General features: G+C 61.9%; 16 protein-coding genes. 5 read left to right on the top strand and 11 right to left on the bottom strand.

Annotated features, from left to right (window positions below; all coding sequences use genetic code 11):
* Positions 1-2: 2 nt before the first annotated feature.
* The 10 genes from lpxA to frr all read right to left on the bottom strand — a co-directional run bounded on the left by lpxA (position 3) and on the right by frr (position 9,435).
* Positions 3-788: an acyl-ACP--UDP-N-acetylglucosamine O-acyltransferase gene (gene lpxA, locus RA19_RS07860; protein ID WP_039161281.1), complete on the bottom strand. Its 786-nt coding sequence runs from the start codon at positions 786-788 to the stop codon at positions 3-5.
* A gap of 1 nt (position 789) precedes the next feature.
* Positions 790-1,260 carry a 3-hydroxyacyl-ACP dehydratase FabZ gene (fabZ, locus tag RA19_RS07855; RefSeq protein WP_039161279.1) on the bottom strand — a complete coding sequence of 157 codons (471 nt, stop codon included), beginning with the start codon at positions 1,258-1,260 and terminating at the stop codon, positions 790-792.
* Positions 1,261-1,336: 76 nt separating this feature from the next.
* Positions 1,337-1,876, bottom strand: coding sequence for an OmpH family outer membrane protein (locus RA19_RS07850; protein WP_039161670.1), 540 nt, complete (start codon positions 1,874-1,876; stop codon positions 1,337-1,339).
* A gap of 79 nt (positions 1,877-1,955) precedes the next feature.
* Positions 1,956-4,394, bottom strand: coding sequence for an outer membrane protein assembly factor BamA (gene bamA, locus RA19_RS07845; protein ID WP_039161277.1), 2,439 nt, complete (start codon positions 4,392-4,394; stop codon positions 1,956-1,958).
* A gap of 126 nt (positions 4,395-4,520) precedes the next feature.
* Positions 4,521-4,646 carry a hypothetical protein gene (locus RA19_RS27640; RefSeq protein WP_275041717.1) on the bottom strand — a complete coding sequence of 42 codons (126 nt, stop codon included), beginning with the start codon at positions 4,644-4,646 and terminating at the stop codon, positions 4,521-4,523.
* Positions 4,647-4,787: 141 nt separating this feature from the next.
* Positions 4,788-6,137: an RIP metalloprotease RseP gene (gene rseP / locus RA19_RS07840; protein ID WP_039161275.1), complete on the bottom strand. Its 1,350-nt coding sequence runs from the start codon at positions 6,135-6,137 to the stop codon at positions 4,788-4,790.
* 4 nt (positions 6,138-6,141) lie between these two features.
* Entirely contained in the window at positions 6,142-7,314 is a 1,173-nt protein-coding gene (dxr, locus tag RA19_RS07835; RefSeq protein WP_039161271.1) for a 1-deoxy-D-xylulose-5-phosphate reductoisomerase, read from the bottom strand.
* 16 nt (positions 7,315-7,330) lie between these two features.
* On the bottom strand, positions 7,331-8,107 hold the full coding sequence (locus tag RA19_RS07830) for a phosphatidate cytidylyltransferase (protein WP_039161270.1): 777 nt from the start codon (positions 8,105-8,107) through the stop codon (positions 7,331-7,333).
* Positions 8,104-8,862 carry an isoprenyl transferase gene (locus RA19_RS07825; RefSeq protein WP_039161268.1) on the bottom strand — a complete coding sequence of 253 codons (759 nt, stop codon included), beginning with the start codon at positions 8,860-8,862 and terminating at the stop codon, positions 8,104-8,106. Before RA19_RS07825 ends, RA19_RS07830 begins: the two co-directional genes overlap by 4 nt.
* A gap of 9 nt (positions 8,863-8,871) precedes the next feature.
* Entirely contained in the window at positions 8,872-9,435 is a 564-nt protein-coding gene (gene frr, locus RA19_RS07820; RefSeq protein WP_039161267.1) for a ribosome recycling factor, read from the bottom strand.
* Between the two features lie 402 nt (positions 9,436-9,837).
* Between frr and RA19_RS07815 the strand changes: the two genes are divergently transcribed.
* Positions 9,838-10,317 (top strand): GNAT family N-acetyltransferase, encoded by a 480-nt coding sequence (locus RA19_RS07815; RefSeq protein ID WP_039161264.1) that lies wholly within the window; start codon positions 9,838-9,840, stop codon positions 10,315-10,317.
* Positions 10,318-10,375: 58 nt separating this feature from the next.
* On the opposite strand, the gene pyrH is transcribed toward RA19_RS07815, so the two are convergent.
* Entirely contained in the window at positions 10,376-11,125 is a 750-nt protein-coding gene (gene pyrH / locus RA19_RS07810; RefSeq protein ID WP_039132999.1) for a UMP kinase, read from the bottom strand.
* Between the two features lie 128 nt (positions 11,126-11,253).
* Between pyrH and miaA the strand changes: the two genes are divergently transcribed.
* The 4 genes from miaA to RA19_RS07790 all read left to right on the top strand — a co-directional run bounded on the left by miaA (position 11,254) and on the right by RA19_RS07790 (position 16,190).
* Positions 11,254-12,114 (top strand): tRNA (adenosine(37)-N6)-dimethylallyltransferase MiaA, encoded by an 861-nt coding sequence (gene miaA / locus RA19_RS07805; protein WP_039161263.1) that lies wholly within the window; start codon positions 11,254-11,256, stop codon positions 12,112-12,114.
* 123 nt (positions 12,115-12,237) lie between these two features.
* Entirely contained in the window at positions 12,238-13,050 is an 813-nt protein-coding gene (locus RA19_RS07800) for a helix-turn-helix transcriptional regulator (RefSeq protein WP_039161260.1), read from the top strand.
* A gap of 298 nt (positions 13,051-13,348) precedes the next feature.
* Positions 13,349-15,013 (top strand): ABC transporter substrate-binding protein, encoded by a 1,665-nt coding sequence (locus RA19_RS07795; RefSeq protein WP_039161258.1) that lies wholly within the window; start codon positions 13,349-13,351, stop codon positions 15,011-15,013.
* Between the two features lie 124 nt (positions 15,014-15,137).
* On the top strand, positions 15,138-16,190 hold the full coding sequence (locus RA19_RS07790) for an ABC transporter permease (RefSeq protein ID WP_039161255.1): 1,053 nt from the start codon (positions 15,138-15,140) through the stop codon (positions 16,188-16,190).
* The last annotated feature ends 98 nt before the right edge of the window (positions 16,191-16,288 follow it).

The raw sequence follows: 16,288 nt of genomic DNA, 5'->3' as shown, positions 1-16,288 counted from the left end.
CTTCAGCCTCCAGGAGTCAGGAAGGACCGGTCGGTTTCACCGGTGATGAAAGCTACAATCCGCTGAACATATTCGCTGTCGGCCTCATCGCCCAGCCGTTTGGCGCGCTCCTGGAAGGTGCCCTCGCCCTGCGCAAGCATCTGGAAGGCAGCCCGCAAGGCGGTGATGTCGCTGCGAGCCACGCCGCGGCGCTTGAGGCCGACCAGGTTCAGCCCGTCCAGCTCGCCGCGCTGCGCCTGCACCAGGCCATAAGGGATCACATCGTTGGTCACCATGGTGACCGCGCCGATGATCGCGCCCTTGCCGATCCGCACCCATTGGTGGATGCCAGAAAGGCCGCCAATGATGACATCATCCTCCAGCACGCAATGGCCTGCCACCGCAGCGGAGTTCACCACGATCACCCGGTCGCCGACCTGAGCGTCATGGGCAATGTGGCAGCCGGCCATGAACAAACCGTCATCACCGATCTTGGTCACGCCGCCGCCGCCTTCGGTGCCGGCATTCACTGTCACATGCTCGCGGATGCGGTTGCGCTTGCCGATCACGGTCTTGCACTTCTCGCCTTTGAACTTCAGGTCCTGCGGAATTTCACCCAGAACAGCAAAGGGGAAGACAACCGTCTCGTCGCCAATCTCGGTATCACCGGTGACAACAACGTGGGACTTCAGAACAACCCTGTCCCCCAGCACAACATCGGAGCCAACCAGGCAGAACGGGCCGATCTCGCAGCCCTCGCCAATCTTGGCCCCTTCTTCGATGATCGCACTGGGGTGGATGCTGCTCATGTCAGGCGTCCTCGCTTTGGCGGTCGACCATGGCAGTGAACTCGGCCTCGGCCGCCACTTCGCCGTCCACGGTGGCGCGGCCCAGGAACTTGAAGATCTTGCCGCCCGGCTTGCCGCGCAGGGTTTCCACATGCATTTCCAGCACATCGCCGGGCACCACCTTGCGGCGGAATTTGCATTTGTCGATATTCATGAAATAGATCAGCAGGTCGGTGTCGACCATATCCATGCCAACCCCCAGCATCACGCCGGCAGTCTGCGCCATCGCCTCGACGATGGTGACGCCCGGCATGATCGGCGTGCCCGGGAAGTGGCCCTGGAAATGCGGCTCGTTCATGGTGACATTTTTGATGCCGCGCGCCGACTTGTAGCTGTCGATATCGACCACCTTGTCGACCAGCAGGAACGGGTAGCGGTGCGGCAGGATCCGCTGGATCAGTTGAATATCAGCGCTTTGCAGCTCGGTGGTCATGCTTGGTTTCCCATATTCATCAATTGTGCTGCGCCGTCCCTAGCAAGCGGGCGGCCTTTGGGCAAGTTCACCGCGCTCAGGGCTCGCCGCCCTCATCCTGCACGCCGTCGCCCAGCACCTCGTCGATCCGGGTGATCGCCAGGCTGGTGATGTCGGCCGCTTCCGCACTCAGGAACACCGATGAGTGATCCAGAATCGCACCAGCCCCGGTTTCGCGCATGATCTGCTGCAGCACAGGCAACGAAGCTGCGATAAACTCGCGCTTGGCCTGCTCGCCCATCTGGCTGATTTCGCGCAGCTTCTGCTCTTGGCGGCGGCGGGTTTCCTGAACCTTCTGGTCAAAAGCATCCGCAAGAGTGCGGAATGCATCCGGCTCCATTTCGCTGCGGCGTTCCGTCAGTTCCAATTCCTCGGCGCGCAACTCTGCTTCGATACGGCGGTTTTCCGCTGTCAGCACGGCGCCTTCGGCCTCGATCTCGCGTTCAACCCGCTTGCCAAAGGCGCTTTCGGAGAACAGCCGGTCCGGCTGAACAGTGAGGATGCCGCTTTGCGGCAGCCCCAATTGAAAGCCGGCGTCACTGCCCGACGGGCTTGTCCCAGTCTCCTGTGAAGACACCGGGACAGCCCCGAAAAACGCTGCTGCAAACGAGAAACCGCAGGCAGCCAGTGTGCGCAGTGCCTTCAACGGCACCAGATCAGAACCTCGCCTGCAGAGTCAGGTCAAAGGTCTGCTCTTCATCGAAGTCTTCTTTCTGAAGCGCCTTGGAGAAGTTGAACCGCAGCGGGCCAAACCCTGTGGTCCACAGGAGCGAGACACCGACAACATGGCGGAATGAACGGTCGCGCCCAACAACCCCGTTACCGGTGTTAACGCCAGCCGTGTTCACGTTCTGCAAGCCCCAAAGACTGCCGACATCATAGAACAAGCCTCCTCGCATCCCCAGCTCTTCCGGCAACCCAAGCGGGAACTCCGCATCAAAACGGGCCACAGCGTAATAATTCCCGCCAAGGAAGTCATCATACGTATTGCCCGCACCTCCACCGACTGCGGATTGGTCCCGGGGGCCAATGCCGCCTGGCTCGAAACCGCGCAGAATAGACGGTGTCAGAACGAAACGGTCGATAGACCGGCTAAATCCATCGCCTTGCCACTGGAACCCGCCTGCTTCCAGCGTCGCACGCAAAGTCACTTCCTCATTCAGGATAGTCCTCTGCGCAACAAGGCGGGTGGTTGCTTTGATGTACTCAGAATCACCGCCGATGCCTGCGTAATCCGCGCTGACCTCCACCAGGAAACCTGCGTTCGGGTCCAGCCCGGTCAAACGGCTGTCATAACGATACGTGAATCCAATCGCGCTGGCGCTTCGCTCACCCTGCGCAATCTCGCTGCGCACGATGGGGCCGGCCAGGAAGCTCTGAGTATCATCCGCGATGTTGTCATCGAACAACGCCTGATCCGCCTCTTCGAATTGCATCTCATCCTGGTCCCAAGTGTAGCGGACCTGGAGCGAAGAATCCTCACCGGTGCGGAATGTAAGACCGGGCTGGAAGAAAACGCGTTTTGTCTGGTACTCGGAGAAACTGGAATCAGTCTCACTGAGCCCCAGATCCAAGTCAAACTTCAGTTCCCGCCCCAGCAGGAACGGTTCCGTGAACCCCAGAACATAAGAGTCCGACTCGGTTGCTGTCGCAACCTGCAGCGACAGCCGCTGGCCGCGGCCGAGGAAGTTGTTCTCAGTCAGACCGACGCTCACACCAAAGCCGTCAGTGACCGAGTAAGCACCGCCTAGGTTCAGCGAGCCTGTCGGCTGCTCCTCGACATCGACGTCAACGATCACCTGGTCGGACGAACTGCCCTCCCGGGTTTCCACGTCCGCATTGGCGAAGAAGCCAAGCGCCCGGATCCGCTCCGCACTGTTGCGGATGGAGCGCGGGTTGAACGGGTCGCCTTCCACCGAGCGGAACTGCTGACGGATGACCCGGTCCAGCGTGGTGGTGTTGCCTTCGATATCGATCCGCTCGACAAACACCCGCGGGCCGCGCTGCAGAACAAATTCGATATCAAGTGTCAGATCCCGGTCATTGCGGGTCACCCGCGGCACCACCCGCAGGAAATCAATCTCGCTGCGCACCGCCAGACCTTCCATCCGGTCGATAGCATTTTCGACCAGCGAGGGCGTGTAGACGACGCCTGGCTTGATCTTCAGCGTCGACGCGAACAGGTCCGCATCAGCTTCCGGCATTTCGCTGGTCACTGTGATGTCCCCGAACCGGAATTGCTGGCCCTCGGTCACATCGACCACCAGGAACACCGCGTCCCGCTCGCGGGTGACTTCAGCGTTGGTGCTGTTGACCCGGAAATCCACATAGCCGCGCGACAGGTAAAAATCGCGCAGAACCTGCTTGTCGAACTCCAGCCGGTCTTCGATCAGCGTGTCAGAGCGGATAAACGCCCGCAGCAACCCCGCCTGTTTGGTTTCCAGAACCCGCCGCAGTCGGCGGTCGGAATAGACCCGGTTGCCCGTAAAGGAGACCCGCTCCACCTCGATAGTGTCGCCTTCGGAGATCTCAAACACCAGATCAACGCGGTTGTTGCTGCGGCGGATGATCCGCGGCGTTACTTTTGACGCAAGGCGGCCTTGGACACTGTAGGCCTCGGCAATCAAGGCCGCATCGCGCTCTGCCTGCGAAGGGCTGAAGACACGGCGCGGCGCAGATTCGACGATCTGTTCCAGCGCGTCGTCCTTGAGACGGCGGTTGCCCTCGAAGCTGATCTGATTGATGGTCGGAAACTCGGTGACCTTGATCACCAGCGTATTGCCGCTCGGCACCAGTTCCACTGTTTCAAATACGCCACTGTCAAGAATGCGCTGATAGGCGTCATTCAACTCGCCTGCGCTGACGGTCTGACCGCGCTCGATGCCGGTATAAGCGACAACAGTGGAGGTTTGGATCCGCTGGTTGCCCTCAACCTGGACCGAATTGAAGCGGAAGCTTTGCGCTTCTGCCGGCAGCGGTGCCAGCGCGTATCCCAGCGCAACTGCCAGAGAAATGGCAGAAACTTTCCGGTACAAGATGTTGATGCCCGACTTACGCTCACCACAGGACTTGCCTGCGACTTTCCCCCAAACCATTTTTCAGAACCCGATTTTTATAGCAGCTTTGGGACGTGCGTATCGGGTTTGAAAGCGCTTGTCAAAACCAACAAAGCGCATTCTGGAAGCAACCGGCGCGGCGGGCTTGCGCGCCGGTTGAAGGAATCACAATGTGGCGAGCCAGGTCCCGGCCGTCAGAGCACCCAGAATGGCGAATCCGGTCAACGCCCGGTCCCAGTTCAGACGCACCAAAAGGCCGAGACCATTGTAGGTTTGCGAAAGTGTTTGCATGTGCCTTCCCCAGTTTCCACCGTTTTGCCAGGCCGGCAGGCATGGCCTGCCCCGGGCGTTGATAAAACGTTAACAAGGGATTGTGGCAGCAGTAGGGCGGCACTGTGGCCGCCCCGCTTTGCTCACGTCTGCGCGTGCGCCTCAGCAGAACAGGTCGTTGCCAAGCGCGAACACCATCAGTGACAGAACAATGGCGATGCCCAGCGACATCAGCACGCGCACCGCCCGGTCGCTGGGCGGGCGGCCTGCGACCGCCTCATAGGCATAAAACATCAGATGGCCGCCATCCAATGCCGGCACCGGGAACAGGTTCAACAGGCCCACGGCCGTCGACAGTACCGCAATAAACCGGATAAAGCTCTCGGCTCCCTGGCTGGCCATTGCCCCCGAGGTCTCCGCGATCCCGATGGGGCCGGACAGGTTGCAGGTGCTGATGGCGCCGGTGATCATGTGCTTCAACCCCGACAGCGACGTTTCCACCACGGCCCAGACCTGATAGCTGCCGGCTGCCAGGGATTCGCCGATCCCGGCTGCCTCAGTGGCCGGTTCAAAAGCCAGCCCGCCAACGATGCCGATCCGCCAATGCGTTGCAAAACTGCCGTCCGGCTGCGGCTCGTCGGTGCGCCGCGGCGCCAGCGCCATCTCCACTTCCCGGCCATCGCGCCAGACATCCAGTACCAGAACCTTGCCATCCGCCGCTTCGACATGCGCCTTGAGCTGGTCAAAGGACACAATTGGCGCGCCGTCCACAGCAACGATGACATCATCTGGCTTCAGCCCAGCGTCCGAGGCTGCGCTGCGGGGGGCAACGCCGCGGACCAGAGGCGGATAGAGGTAAGGGCCGGAGACGCTCTGCTCGGTCCCGTCCCGGCGCACCACATATTCAAGCGGCTGCTGCTGCGGCACAGATTCGCGGAACGCTTCCCAGGCATCCCTGTCCAGGAAACTGGGAACCGCCGCACCGCCCGCAATGATCAGCTCATCGCCCTCCTGCAACCCGTTTTGGATCCCGGGTAGCGGTGCCAGACCGCCAATGGTCAAAGGATCGCGCATCACCCCTTGCGAAAAGGCAACCGCTGTAAAGATCGCCGCCGACATAACAAAGTTGAACACCGGGCCGGCCGCCACAGTCGCAGCCCTGGCCCATAGCGGTGCGCCATGCATGGTCCGCCGTAACGCCGCCGGATCCGCAGCCACAGCCTCTATTGCAGCCGCATCCTTGCCTGAAGCTGCGTCGGCATCGCCCAGGAACTTCACGTAGCCGCCAAAAGGCAGCGCTGCGATCTGCCAGCGAGTGCCATGCTTGTCGACCCTGCTCCACAAAACCGGGCCGAAGCCGATCGAAAACACTTCTGCGTGAATGCCCGACCAGCGGCCGACGATGTAATGGCCGTATTCATGCACTGCCACGATCACCGACAGGGCGATAACGAAGCTGGCAATGGTATACAGAAAACCGCCGAACTGCGGCACAAAGGAAAGTGCGTCCAAGAATCTACCCTACGCGTTCTTCTGCGGCCTGAGCCGCCTGTTTACGGGCGAGATGGTCAACCCGGGTCACGTTATCAAGTGTCATTGCGTCATCTATGAGGCTGCTTTCCGCCGCAAAACGTTCAAGCACCCGTTCGACGACCGCCGCCATCTCGGTGAACCGGATGCGGCCGGCGATGAAGTCATCCAGCGCCTGTTCCTTGGCGGCGTTGAACACCGCCCCCATCATACCGCCGCGCTCCATGACCTCATAGGCCAGGCGCAGCGCCGGGTAACGGGCCAGGTCCGGGGCGCGGAAGTTCAGCTGGCCAATGCGGGCCAGGTCCAGCCGCTCGACCGGCAGATGCTGCCGTTCGGGCCAATGCAGCGCATAGCCGATGGCATGCCGCATGTCCGCTGCACCCAGATGCGCCATGATCGCCCCGTCGTTGAATCCGACCAGCGCATGGACCAGGGACTCGGGGTGCACCAGCACCTCGATCTGGTCGGGGCGCACGCCGAAATACTCCCTTGTCTCAATGACTTCCAGCGCCTTGTTGAACATCGAGGCACTGTCGATGGTGATCCGCTGCCCCATGTCCCAATTGGGATGCGACGAGGCCTGAGCCAATGTGGCGTTCGCCAGATCCTCGATCGGCCAGTCCCGGAAGGCTCCCCCAGAGGCGGTGATGATGATCCGCTCAACCGCGCTGATATCTTCGCCAACCAGCCCCTGGAACACCGCCGAATGCTCACTGTCGACCGGCAGCAGCCTGGCGCCGTGTATCTCAGCGGTTTCCAGAAGCAGCTTGCCAGCGCAAACCAGTGATTCCTTGTTGGCCAGCGCCAGCGTGGTGCCGTGCTTCAGCGCCTCCATCCCCGGGGCCAGCCCAGCGGCGCCGACAATCGCCGACATGATCCAATCCGCGGGCCGCGCTGCGGCCTCAATCAGCGCCGCCTGTCCCGCAGCCGCCTCAACGCCCGAGCCTTCCAGCGCCGCGCGCAGATCCGGCAAACGGTCTTCATAGGCGGTGACAGCGATCTCTGCCCGCAGCGCAATGGCATCCTCCGCCAGCCGCGCAATATTGGCACCGCCGGTCAGTGCCACCACCTTATAGGCCTCAGGCGCGCGGCGGATCAGGTCGATGGTGTTCTGGCCAATCGACCCTGTGGCGCCGAAAATCGAGACTTTCCGCATGTTCTTTCCTGTCTGGTTAGCCCCAGATGAAGGTCACGGCCAGGAACATGGCCGCCGCGCCCAGCATCCCGTCAAAGCGGTCGAACAGACCGCCATGGCCGGGAATCAGCGCGCTGGAATCCTTGACGCCCATCTTCCGCTTCAAGGTGCTTTCGGCCACATCGCCAGCCTGGCTGGCCATCGACAGCAGCACTGACAGCACCACAATGCCATAGCCCAAACCGGCCTGCGCCGCAAAGACGGCCCCCACGATGGCTGCCGCCAGCCAGCCCGCCAAAGTGCCGCTCCAGGTCTTCTTGGGGCTGACCCGCGGCCAGAACTTCGGCCCGCCGATCGCCTTGCCCGCAAAATAGCCGGCCACATCCGTGGCGACGACGATGCCGATCAGCCACAGCATCCAATCCACGCCCATCTGGCCGCGCAGCCAGATAAAGCCGAAACCTGCCAGCATCACCCACAGGGCAAAGCTGGTGAAATACTGCCGCTGCTCGCGGATCTGATTGAAACCTGCGGCAACCGGTGCCGCCAGCATGGGCAGCACCCACAGAACCGGCAGCAGCGAGGCCAGCAGCACCGCCGCAGCCGAGACCGCCCCCAGCTGCAGCGCGGTGCCGCTGCGCGACGGCTGCAGCATCCGCACCAGCTCCCAGACCATGCCGCCGCAGCACAGCGCAATCAGCACGTCAAAGATCAGTCCACCCGCCCAAACGGCATAGCCGCCCGCGGCCACCATTACGATTGCGGACAGGACCCGCGGCATCAGATCGGCCCAGCGGCCTTTGGCAGCGCTCATGTCTTAATAGCCCCGAAGCGGCGGTCGCGGCGGCCGAAGCTGTTGCACAGCCGCGCCATCTCTTCACTGGTGAAGTCCGGCCACAGCGTGTCGATGAATTCGTACTCAGCGTAAGCCGACTGCCACAGCAGGAAGTTCGAAATCCGCGCCTCGCCGCTGGTGCGGATCACAAGGTCCGGGTCCGGCAGCACATGGGTGTCCAGATAACGCGGCAGCGTTTCCTGATCGACGTCCTCGGGGTTCAGGCGGCCTTCGGCCACATCGCGGGCCAGCCGCTTGGTGGCGCGGGCAACCTCGTCGCGGCCGCCGTAATTCAGCGCAATGGTCAGCTGGGTGCCGTCGTTGCCTTCGGTCTTGCGCTCCAGCTTGTCCATCAAGGCCTTCAGTTTCTCATCCAACCGCACCCGGTCGCCGATAAAGCGCACCCGAACATTACGTTCGGCCAAGGCATTCATTTCCTTGGAAATATAGCGGCGGAACAGGCTCATCAAACCGGCAACCTCGGTCTGCGTCCGCTTCCAGTTCTCGGTCGAAAAGGCAAAGATGGTCAGATATTTCACGCCCAGACCAGGGCAGCACTCGACAATTTCCCGCACCCGGCGCGCGCCGGCATGATGGCCGAACAGCCGCGGCCGTCCCCGGGCCTGCGCCCAGCGGCCGTTGCCGTCCATGATGATGGCCACATGACGCGGGCCGGAACGGGCCGCCGGCTCGGTACCGGCAGCGCCTTCTAGCGGATGAACATCTCCCGGCATGCTGCGCCGTCAGACCTGCATGATTTCGGCTTGCTTGGTCTCAAGCGCCTCGTCCACATGCTTGATCATTGCGTCGGTAAGGTCCTGCACCTCGGATTCCCAGAATTTCTGGTCGTCTTCCGACATGCCATCGGCCTTGGCCTTCTTGATCTGATCCATGCCGTCGCGGCGCACGTTGCGGATCGACACGCGGGCGTGCTCGGCATACTGGCCGGCGACCTTGCCCAGCTCGCGGCGGCGCTCTTCGTTCAGCTCCGGGATCGGCAGCATGATGATGGTGCCGTTGAGCTGCGGATTGATACCCAGGCCGGACTCGCGGATCGCCTTTTCCACCTTGCCGACCAGCGACTTGTCCCAGACGTTGATGGTGACCATCCGCGGCTCCGGCACGTTCACGGTGCCGACCTGGTTGATCGGCGTCATCGAGCCGTAGGCATCGACCATCACCGGCTCCAGCATCGAGGCCGAGGCACGGCCCGTCCGCAGCGAGGCAAACTCGGTGCGCAGGTTGGCCATCGCGCCTTCCATGCGGCGTTTCAGGTCGTCGGTATCCAGTTCGAAATCATCAGACATGCTGCTCTCTCCCCTTATCTGAGGCGGTCTTCCATTGGCTCATAAGCCATTGGCGGGCCGATGTATAGCGATCTTGCGGAGGATTTGCCGCGGCACGCCCGGCAATTTGCACCGGAAAACAGCTTCCTCCATCAGGCAAACAAATAGCCCGTCGGCTGGGAATGTCCCGATACCTCAGAAAGAAGAAAGCGCGCGGCGATGGGGCGCCACGCGCAAACTTTGGCCGCAATAAGCCCGGCAGCAGGCAGGCCATACAATTGCCCGCACTCACAAGACATAAACACCCTGCCGCCGCTGATGCGATACCCCCGCCGGATGACAGCTACGTGACATCCGGTACAATTATCCGGATACAGGGCGGAACCGGAAACCACCGCACAGCCAGGGGCTCAAGAACTGCATATGCAAAAAATCCGCACTGCCAATCCCGGCGACCTGCCTACGATTCTCCTGATGGCCGAAGAGTTCGGCCATTACTTCCAGGAAATCGATCCGGACAGCCCGCCGCTGGATCGCGCCAAGATGGAGCACAGCCTGAACCGCCTCTGTTTCGGCCCGCAGCCGCTGATCCATGCGCTGATCGCGGAACAGGACGGCGCACCTGCGGGCTATGCGCTTTATAATTTCAGCTTCTGGACCGACACCCTGGAAGGCAGCGTGTACCTGACCTCCCTGTTTATCCGTCCCGGCGCCCGCGGCCTGGGCTGGGGCGAGCGCTTTATGGCCAGGCTCGACCAGATCGGGCGCGACGCCGGCTGCGGCCGGGTGATGTGGAATGTCTGGGACCGGAACACGCCCGCAATCAGTTTCTATGAAAAGCTCGGCGCGGCCCTTATTGCGGATGAACCGATAATGTTTCGCCCGATTCCCGGCGCAGAATAGGAAACACGGGCCCCGTTCCAAGACCCGCGCTCTTAATTTTCGAAGATAAACCGGAAGGTTACCCCTGAATCTTGGTGTAAGTCCCCTCACCCGCCAGGATGCCGCGGAAGCCGCCGGGCTCGTCCAGCGGGAACACGATCAGCGGCAGATTGTTGTCACGGGCCAGCGCGATTGCCGAGGCATCCATCACCTTCAGGCGCTTTGCAAAAACCTCGTCATAGCTGATCTCGTCATAGCGCACCGCGTCGTCATGCAGCGCCGGGTCCTTATCATAGACGCCATCGACACCGTTCTTGCCCATAAAGATCGCCTCGCAGGCCATCTCGTTGGCGCGCAGGGTCGCGGCGGTGTCAGTGGTGAAATAGGGGTTGCCGGTGCCGGCCGCAAAAATGCAGACCCGTTTCTTCTCCAGGTGCCGCACAGCGCGGCGGCGGATATAGGGTTCTGCCACCTCATCCATGCGGATCGCCGAGATCACCCGGGTGAAGACGCCAAGCCCTTCCAGCGCCGACTGCATCGCCAGCGCATTCATCACGGTGGCCATCATGCCCATGTAATCGGCGGTGGTGCGCTCCATGCCTTGCGCCGAGCCCGACAGGCCGCGGAAGATATTGCCGCCGCCGATCACCATGCAGATCTCGACGCCCATCTCCTGCACCGATTTCACTTCTTTTGCGATGCGTTGCACGGTCGGCGGATGCAGGCCGAACCCCTGATCGCCCATCAATGCCTCGCCCGAAATTTTCAGCATGACGCGTTTATAGGCGGCGGCCGGATCCAGTTCCGGCTTGTCTTGCGGTTGAGGCATGTTGCGCTCCAGAAGATGTGAGGGTTATTTTGCGCGCAAAATGGAGTAAATCGCCGCCGGTTTCAATCCGCGCGGCGCGGTTTCCGCACAGATTTGCGGAACTGGACTTAAGGACGGACCCTGCCCTGATGAACCTGCCCGATATCGACCCGGACCTGCCCGTTCTGATCGCAGGCCCCACCGCCTCGGGCAAATCCGCACTGGCGCTGGAGATCGCCGCACGCCAGGGCGGTGTCATCGTCAATGCTGATGCCAGTCAGGTTTATGACTGCTGGCGGGTGATCACCGCGCGCCCCTCAACCGTGGAAGAGGCGCAAGCGCCGCACGCGCTTTATGGTCATCAGCCCTATGACGCCGAATACTCCGCCGGTCATTGGCTGCGCGAGGTGCTGCCAATGCTGAACGGCCCTGACCGGGTGATCATCGTTGGCGGCACCGGGCTCTATTTCACCGCATTGACCGAGGGCATGGCTGAAATCCCGCCCACTCCTCCCGCAGTCCGGGCAGAAGGCGACACCTTGTCCCTGGAAGCATTGCGGGCGGAATTGGATCCGGAAACCGCCAGCCGGATTGATTTGCAGAACCGCGCCCGCGTGCAGCGCGCCTGGGAGGTCTTGAAGGCCACCGGCCGCCCCTTGGCCAGCTGGCAGGATGACACCCCGGCCCCGGAGCTGCCGCTGTCAAACTGCACCCCGCTGGTTCTGAACTCGGACAAGGCGTGGCTGGAGGCCCGCATCCGCAAGCGCTTTGGCCTGATGCTGGACCAGGGCGCAATGGCCGAGATCGAGGCGATGCAGGACCGCTACGATCCTGCCCTCCCTTCCTGCAGGGCAATCGGCGTGCCGGAGCTGATGGACTATGCCACGGGCGAAATCTCTCTGGCCGAAGCTGAGGAGCGGGCGGCCATCGCCACCCGGCGCTTCGCCAAGCGCCAGCGCAGCTGGTTCCGCGCCCGGATGAAAGATTGGCACCAAGTGGCTCTGGGCTGAATCCAGGCACGATGCCGCCCTGTTTCAGGGCCGGTTCATTTTGTTCGGCAGCAACTTGCCAGAATCAGTGATTCATGGCCTTTTGCAGCCGATCAATTTTGTTCCTGTGACCCAAGATAACCGATGCCTTTTGATCCGAATCTCGCCGGGGAGATCATCGCCGCCCCGCTGTCCCGTCTGGCGCCCGACGGTGCCTGGCAAACCAGCTTGGCCCATACCCGCCGCGAACATCTGCTGATCTGGATCACCCGCGGCCAGGGGCGCGTCTGCCTGAACGGCGAACAGCGCGGGTTCGGGCCGCACAGCGCAATCTTCATCCCGGCGGGCCCCCTGTGGTCGGCCGAATTCTCCCGCCAGTGCCTGGGCCAGTTCCTGTCCATCACCGGCCCGCTGATGCAGCCGTTCCCGGAAACCCCGGTCCACAAGCGTTTTACCGTGCTCGAGGAGCAAACCCGCCTGACCACGCTGTTCGAAGCGGTTTCCCGGGAGCAGGCCGCACAGCAGCCTTTGTGGCGGCGTGCGGTACACTCCTATTGCGAGCTTGCCGCCATTACCCTGCGCCGGCATCCGGGCCCTGCCTCCGCGCCCGCCCGCCCCAGCGCGGCGCGGCGTTTGTGCCAGGCTTACTGCGCCCGGGTGGCCGATTTGCAAGGCACCCAGGACAGCATGGCGGCCCATGCGGCCGCGCTGCAGGTGACTCCGACCCATTTGACCCGGGTCTGCAAAGCGGAAACCGGCAAGACTGCCGCCGCTTTGCTGACAGAGCGCCAGCTGCATGCTGCCCGCACCCTGCTGATCACCTCCGACCTGCCGATCCGCGATATTGCCGCCCAGCTGGGGTTCGGCAGCGCGGCCTATTTCACCCGCTTCATCTCGCAGCACACCGGGAAGACCCCAAGTACGCTGCGCAAAACAGCCCGCTCAAGATCGCAATAGTTTGATCAGGCAGAAGATTCCGGCCGCTTACCCGGATTCCCTCCAGATCCGCCTAATTACTGGGCAGTTTTGAACAGTATGCATCGGCATCCCAAATCAAAACAGAAAAACGACGCCACAAATGTCGCAATTTTACCTCGAAACGCCGAAACTGTGCATTGACGAAACGACATATCTCTGCCCGAATGCGGGTATGGGGAAACTTTAATCCACAACACCTAACACTGACGCCTGGCAGCCGCCGGGCCAATATCCGTTTCGAAAGACAAAAACCAAACGGTACAACAGGGAGACCTAAATGACCAAAGACACCATCAACGGAGCCCCGATCCATTGGGCAGCCAAGATGCACGCCAAAGAAGTGCTGGATGGCAAGCTCGACCGCCGGGAGTTCCTGACCCGTGCGACCGCACTTGGTGTAACTGCAACCGCAGCCTATGGCATGATCGGCATGGCCGCACCGGCCAAGGCCGCTGAAGGCATGAAAGAAGGCGGCACCCTGCGCGTACAGGCCAGCGTGCGCCCGCTCAAAGACCCGCGCACCTATGACTGGTCGGAAATGGGCAACCAGACCCGCGGCACCTTGGAATATCTCGTTGAATACAACAATGACGGCTCCTTCAGCCCGATGCTGCTGGAAAGCTGGGAAATCAACGAAGACGCCACCGTCTATACCCTGAACGTCCGCAAGGGCGTGAAGTGGAGCAATGGCGACGACTTCACCGCGGATGACGTGGCCCGCAACATCGCCGGCTGGTGCGACAAGTCGCTCGAAGGCAATTCCATGGCGGGCCGTTTCGGCACCCTGGTGGACGCGGACTCCGGCCAGGCCATCGACGGCGGCATCGAAGTGGTCGACAGCCACACCGTCAAGCTGAACCTGCCGTCTTCCGACATCTCGCTGGTCGCCGGCATGGCTGACTACCCGGCCGCCATCGTGCACTCCAGCTACCAGACCAACGACTTCCTCAGCAACGTGGGCACCGGCCCCTACCTGCTGACCGAGCTGGAAGTCGGCGTGAAGGCAGCGCTGGAGCGCAACACCGAGCACACCTGGTGGGGCGAGGCCGTGTTCGGCAAGCCGGCGCTGGACCGCATCGAATACATCGATTTCGGCACCGACCCGTCCTCCTGGATGGCAGCGCTGGAATCCGACGAAGTCGACATGCTGCACGAATCCGTGGGTGAATTCATCGACGTTCTGGACGGCCTCGGCTACCAGAAGTCCGAAGTTGTCACCATGGCGACCATGGTTATCCGCCCGAACCAGCTGGCGGAAATCGACGGCAAGAAAGTCTATGCCGACAAGCGGGTCCGCAAGGCGATTCAGATGTGCGTCGACAATGCGGTCTGCCTCGAACTCGGCTATGGCGGCCGCGGCGCTCCGGCGGAAAACCACCATGTCGGCCCGATCCATCCGGAATATGCCGAACTGCCGGCCCAGCAGGCAGACCCCGCAGCCGCCAAGGCGCTGATGGAAGAAGCCGGCATGCTGGACTATGAGCACGAGCTGCTGTCGATCGACGACGACTGGCGCCGGAACACCACCGACGCGGTTGCCGCGCAGATGCGCGATGCCGGGCTCAAGGTGAAACGGACCGTTCTGCCCGGCTCGACCTTCTGGAACGACTGGGCCAAGTACCCGTTCTCCTCGACCAACTGGAACCACCGCCCGCTGGGCGTGCAGATCTGGGCGCTCGCCTATAAGTCGGGCGAAGCCTGGAACGAGTTCGGCTGGGAAAACGCGGAGTTCGACGCCCTGCTGGCCGAAGCTCTGTCGATCGCCGACGCGGACAAGCGCCGCGAAATCTCGGCCAAGGGCCAGGCCCTGATCCAGGAAGAAGGCGTGACCATCCAGCCCTACTGGCGTTCGCTGTACCGCCATTCGCGCGAAGGTGTGGCCGGTGCCGGCATGCACATCTCCTTCGAGCATCACCACTACAAGTGGGGCTGGGCCGCGTAAGCGTTCCTGAGCAAGGCTTCTGACATCAGCACCGCCCCATCCCCGGGGCGGTGCCTTCCAGCATAGATGATAAGAGACCCGCAATTACAGGCGGGTCCGATCCGCCAGACTGACAGGGGACCCCATGGGACTATTTATTCTCCGCCGATCGGGCGTGATGCTGCTGACGGCCTTGTGCCTGACGTTCATCGTGTTCTTTCTGACGAACCTATACCCGAACCTTGAGAAACTCGCCAAAACCCAGGGCAACTTCCGTATGTCGGACGAGGCTGTGGCCAGTTGGCTGGATGCCAACGGCTATGGCGGCCCCATGGTCTCGAAATACGGCCAGTGGCTGGGTGTTCTGCCGGGCTGGACCCGGGAGACCGAGGAGGGCTTTACAGGGCGCTGCATCACCGGCACCGTGACCGCGGAAGAAGCCGCAAACGCGTCGACTTTCTGCGGCATCCTGCAAGGCGACTGGGGCTATTCGACCCGCTTCAAGGACGAAGTCTCCGTGATCGTTTCGGAACGCCTGGGCAACACCGGCTTCCTGATGCTTTGCGTGCTCCTGATCATGGTGCCGTCGGCGCTGCTCATCGGCGTTCTGGCCGGCATGCGCGAAGGCTCTGCCACCGACCGCAGCCTGTCGACCGCCTCGATCCTGACCACAGCAACCCCGGAATACGTGTCCGGCGTGATCTTCATCGCCGTTTTCACATCCTCCACTGTCGGCCTGAAATGGTTCAAAGGCACCGCCACCTCGGCGATGGACAACCCGACCTTTGAAAACTTCTTCCTGCCGGTGCTGACAATTGCTCTCTACGGCATGGGCTATATCGCCCGCATGACCCGCGCCTCGATGACCGAGGTGATGACCGCGCAATACATCCGTACCGCGCGTCTGAAAGGCGTCAGCTTCCACAACATCGTGATCAAGCATGCCCTGCGCAACGCGCTGATCGCCCCCTTCACCGTCATCATGCTGCAGTTCCCCTGGCTGCTGAACGGCGTGGTGATCGTCGAGACCCTGTTCAACTACAAGGGCTTCGGCTGGGTGCTGGTGGAAGCTGCCGGCAATAATGACATCGAACTGCTGCTGGCCGTCTCCGTGGTCTCAGTTGTCGTGGTGCTGGTCACTCAGCTGATCTCCGATATCGGCTATGTGTACCTGAACCCGCGTATCCGGATCTCTTAAGGAAGGCAGCAGAGTATGGAACCTCTTAGCACACTCGAAATTGCTGGGCGTATCATTTACCAGCTGTCTCCGGTCTGGATTTCGCTGGTGATCCTCTA

The organism is Leisingera sp. ANG-M1, from assembly GCF_000813745.1.
Taxonomy (GTDB): Bacteria; Pseudomonadota; Alphaproteobacteria; order Rhodobacterales; family Rhodobacteraceae; genus Leisingera.
Note: the sequence above shows the minus strand (reverse complement) of the source record. Positions and strands in the feature narration are given on the sequence as shown.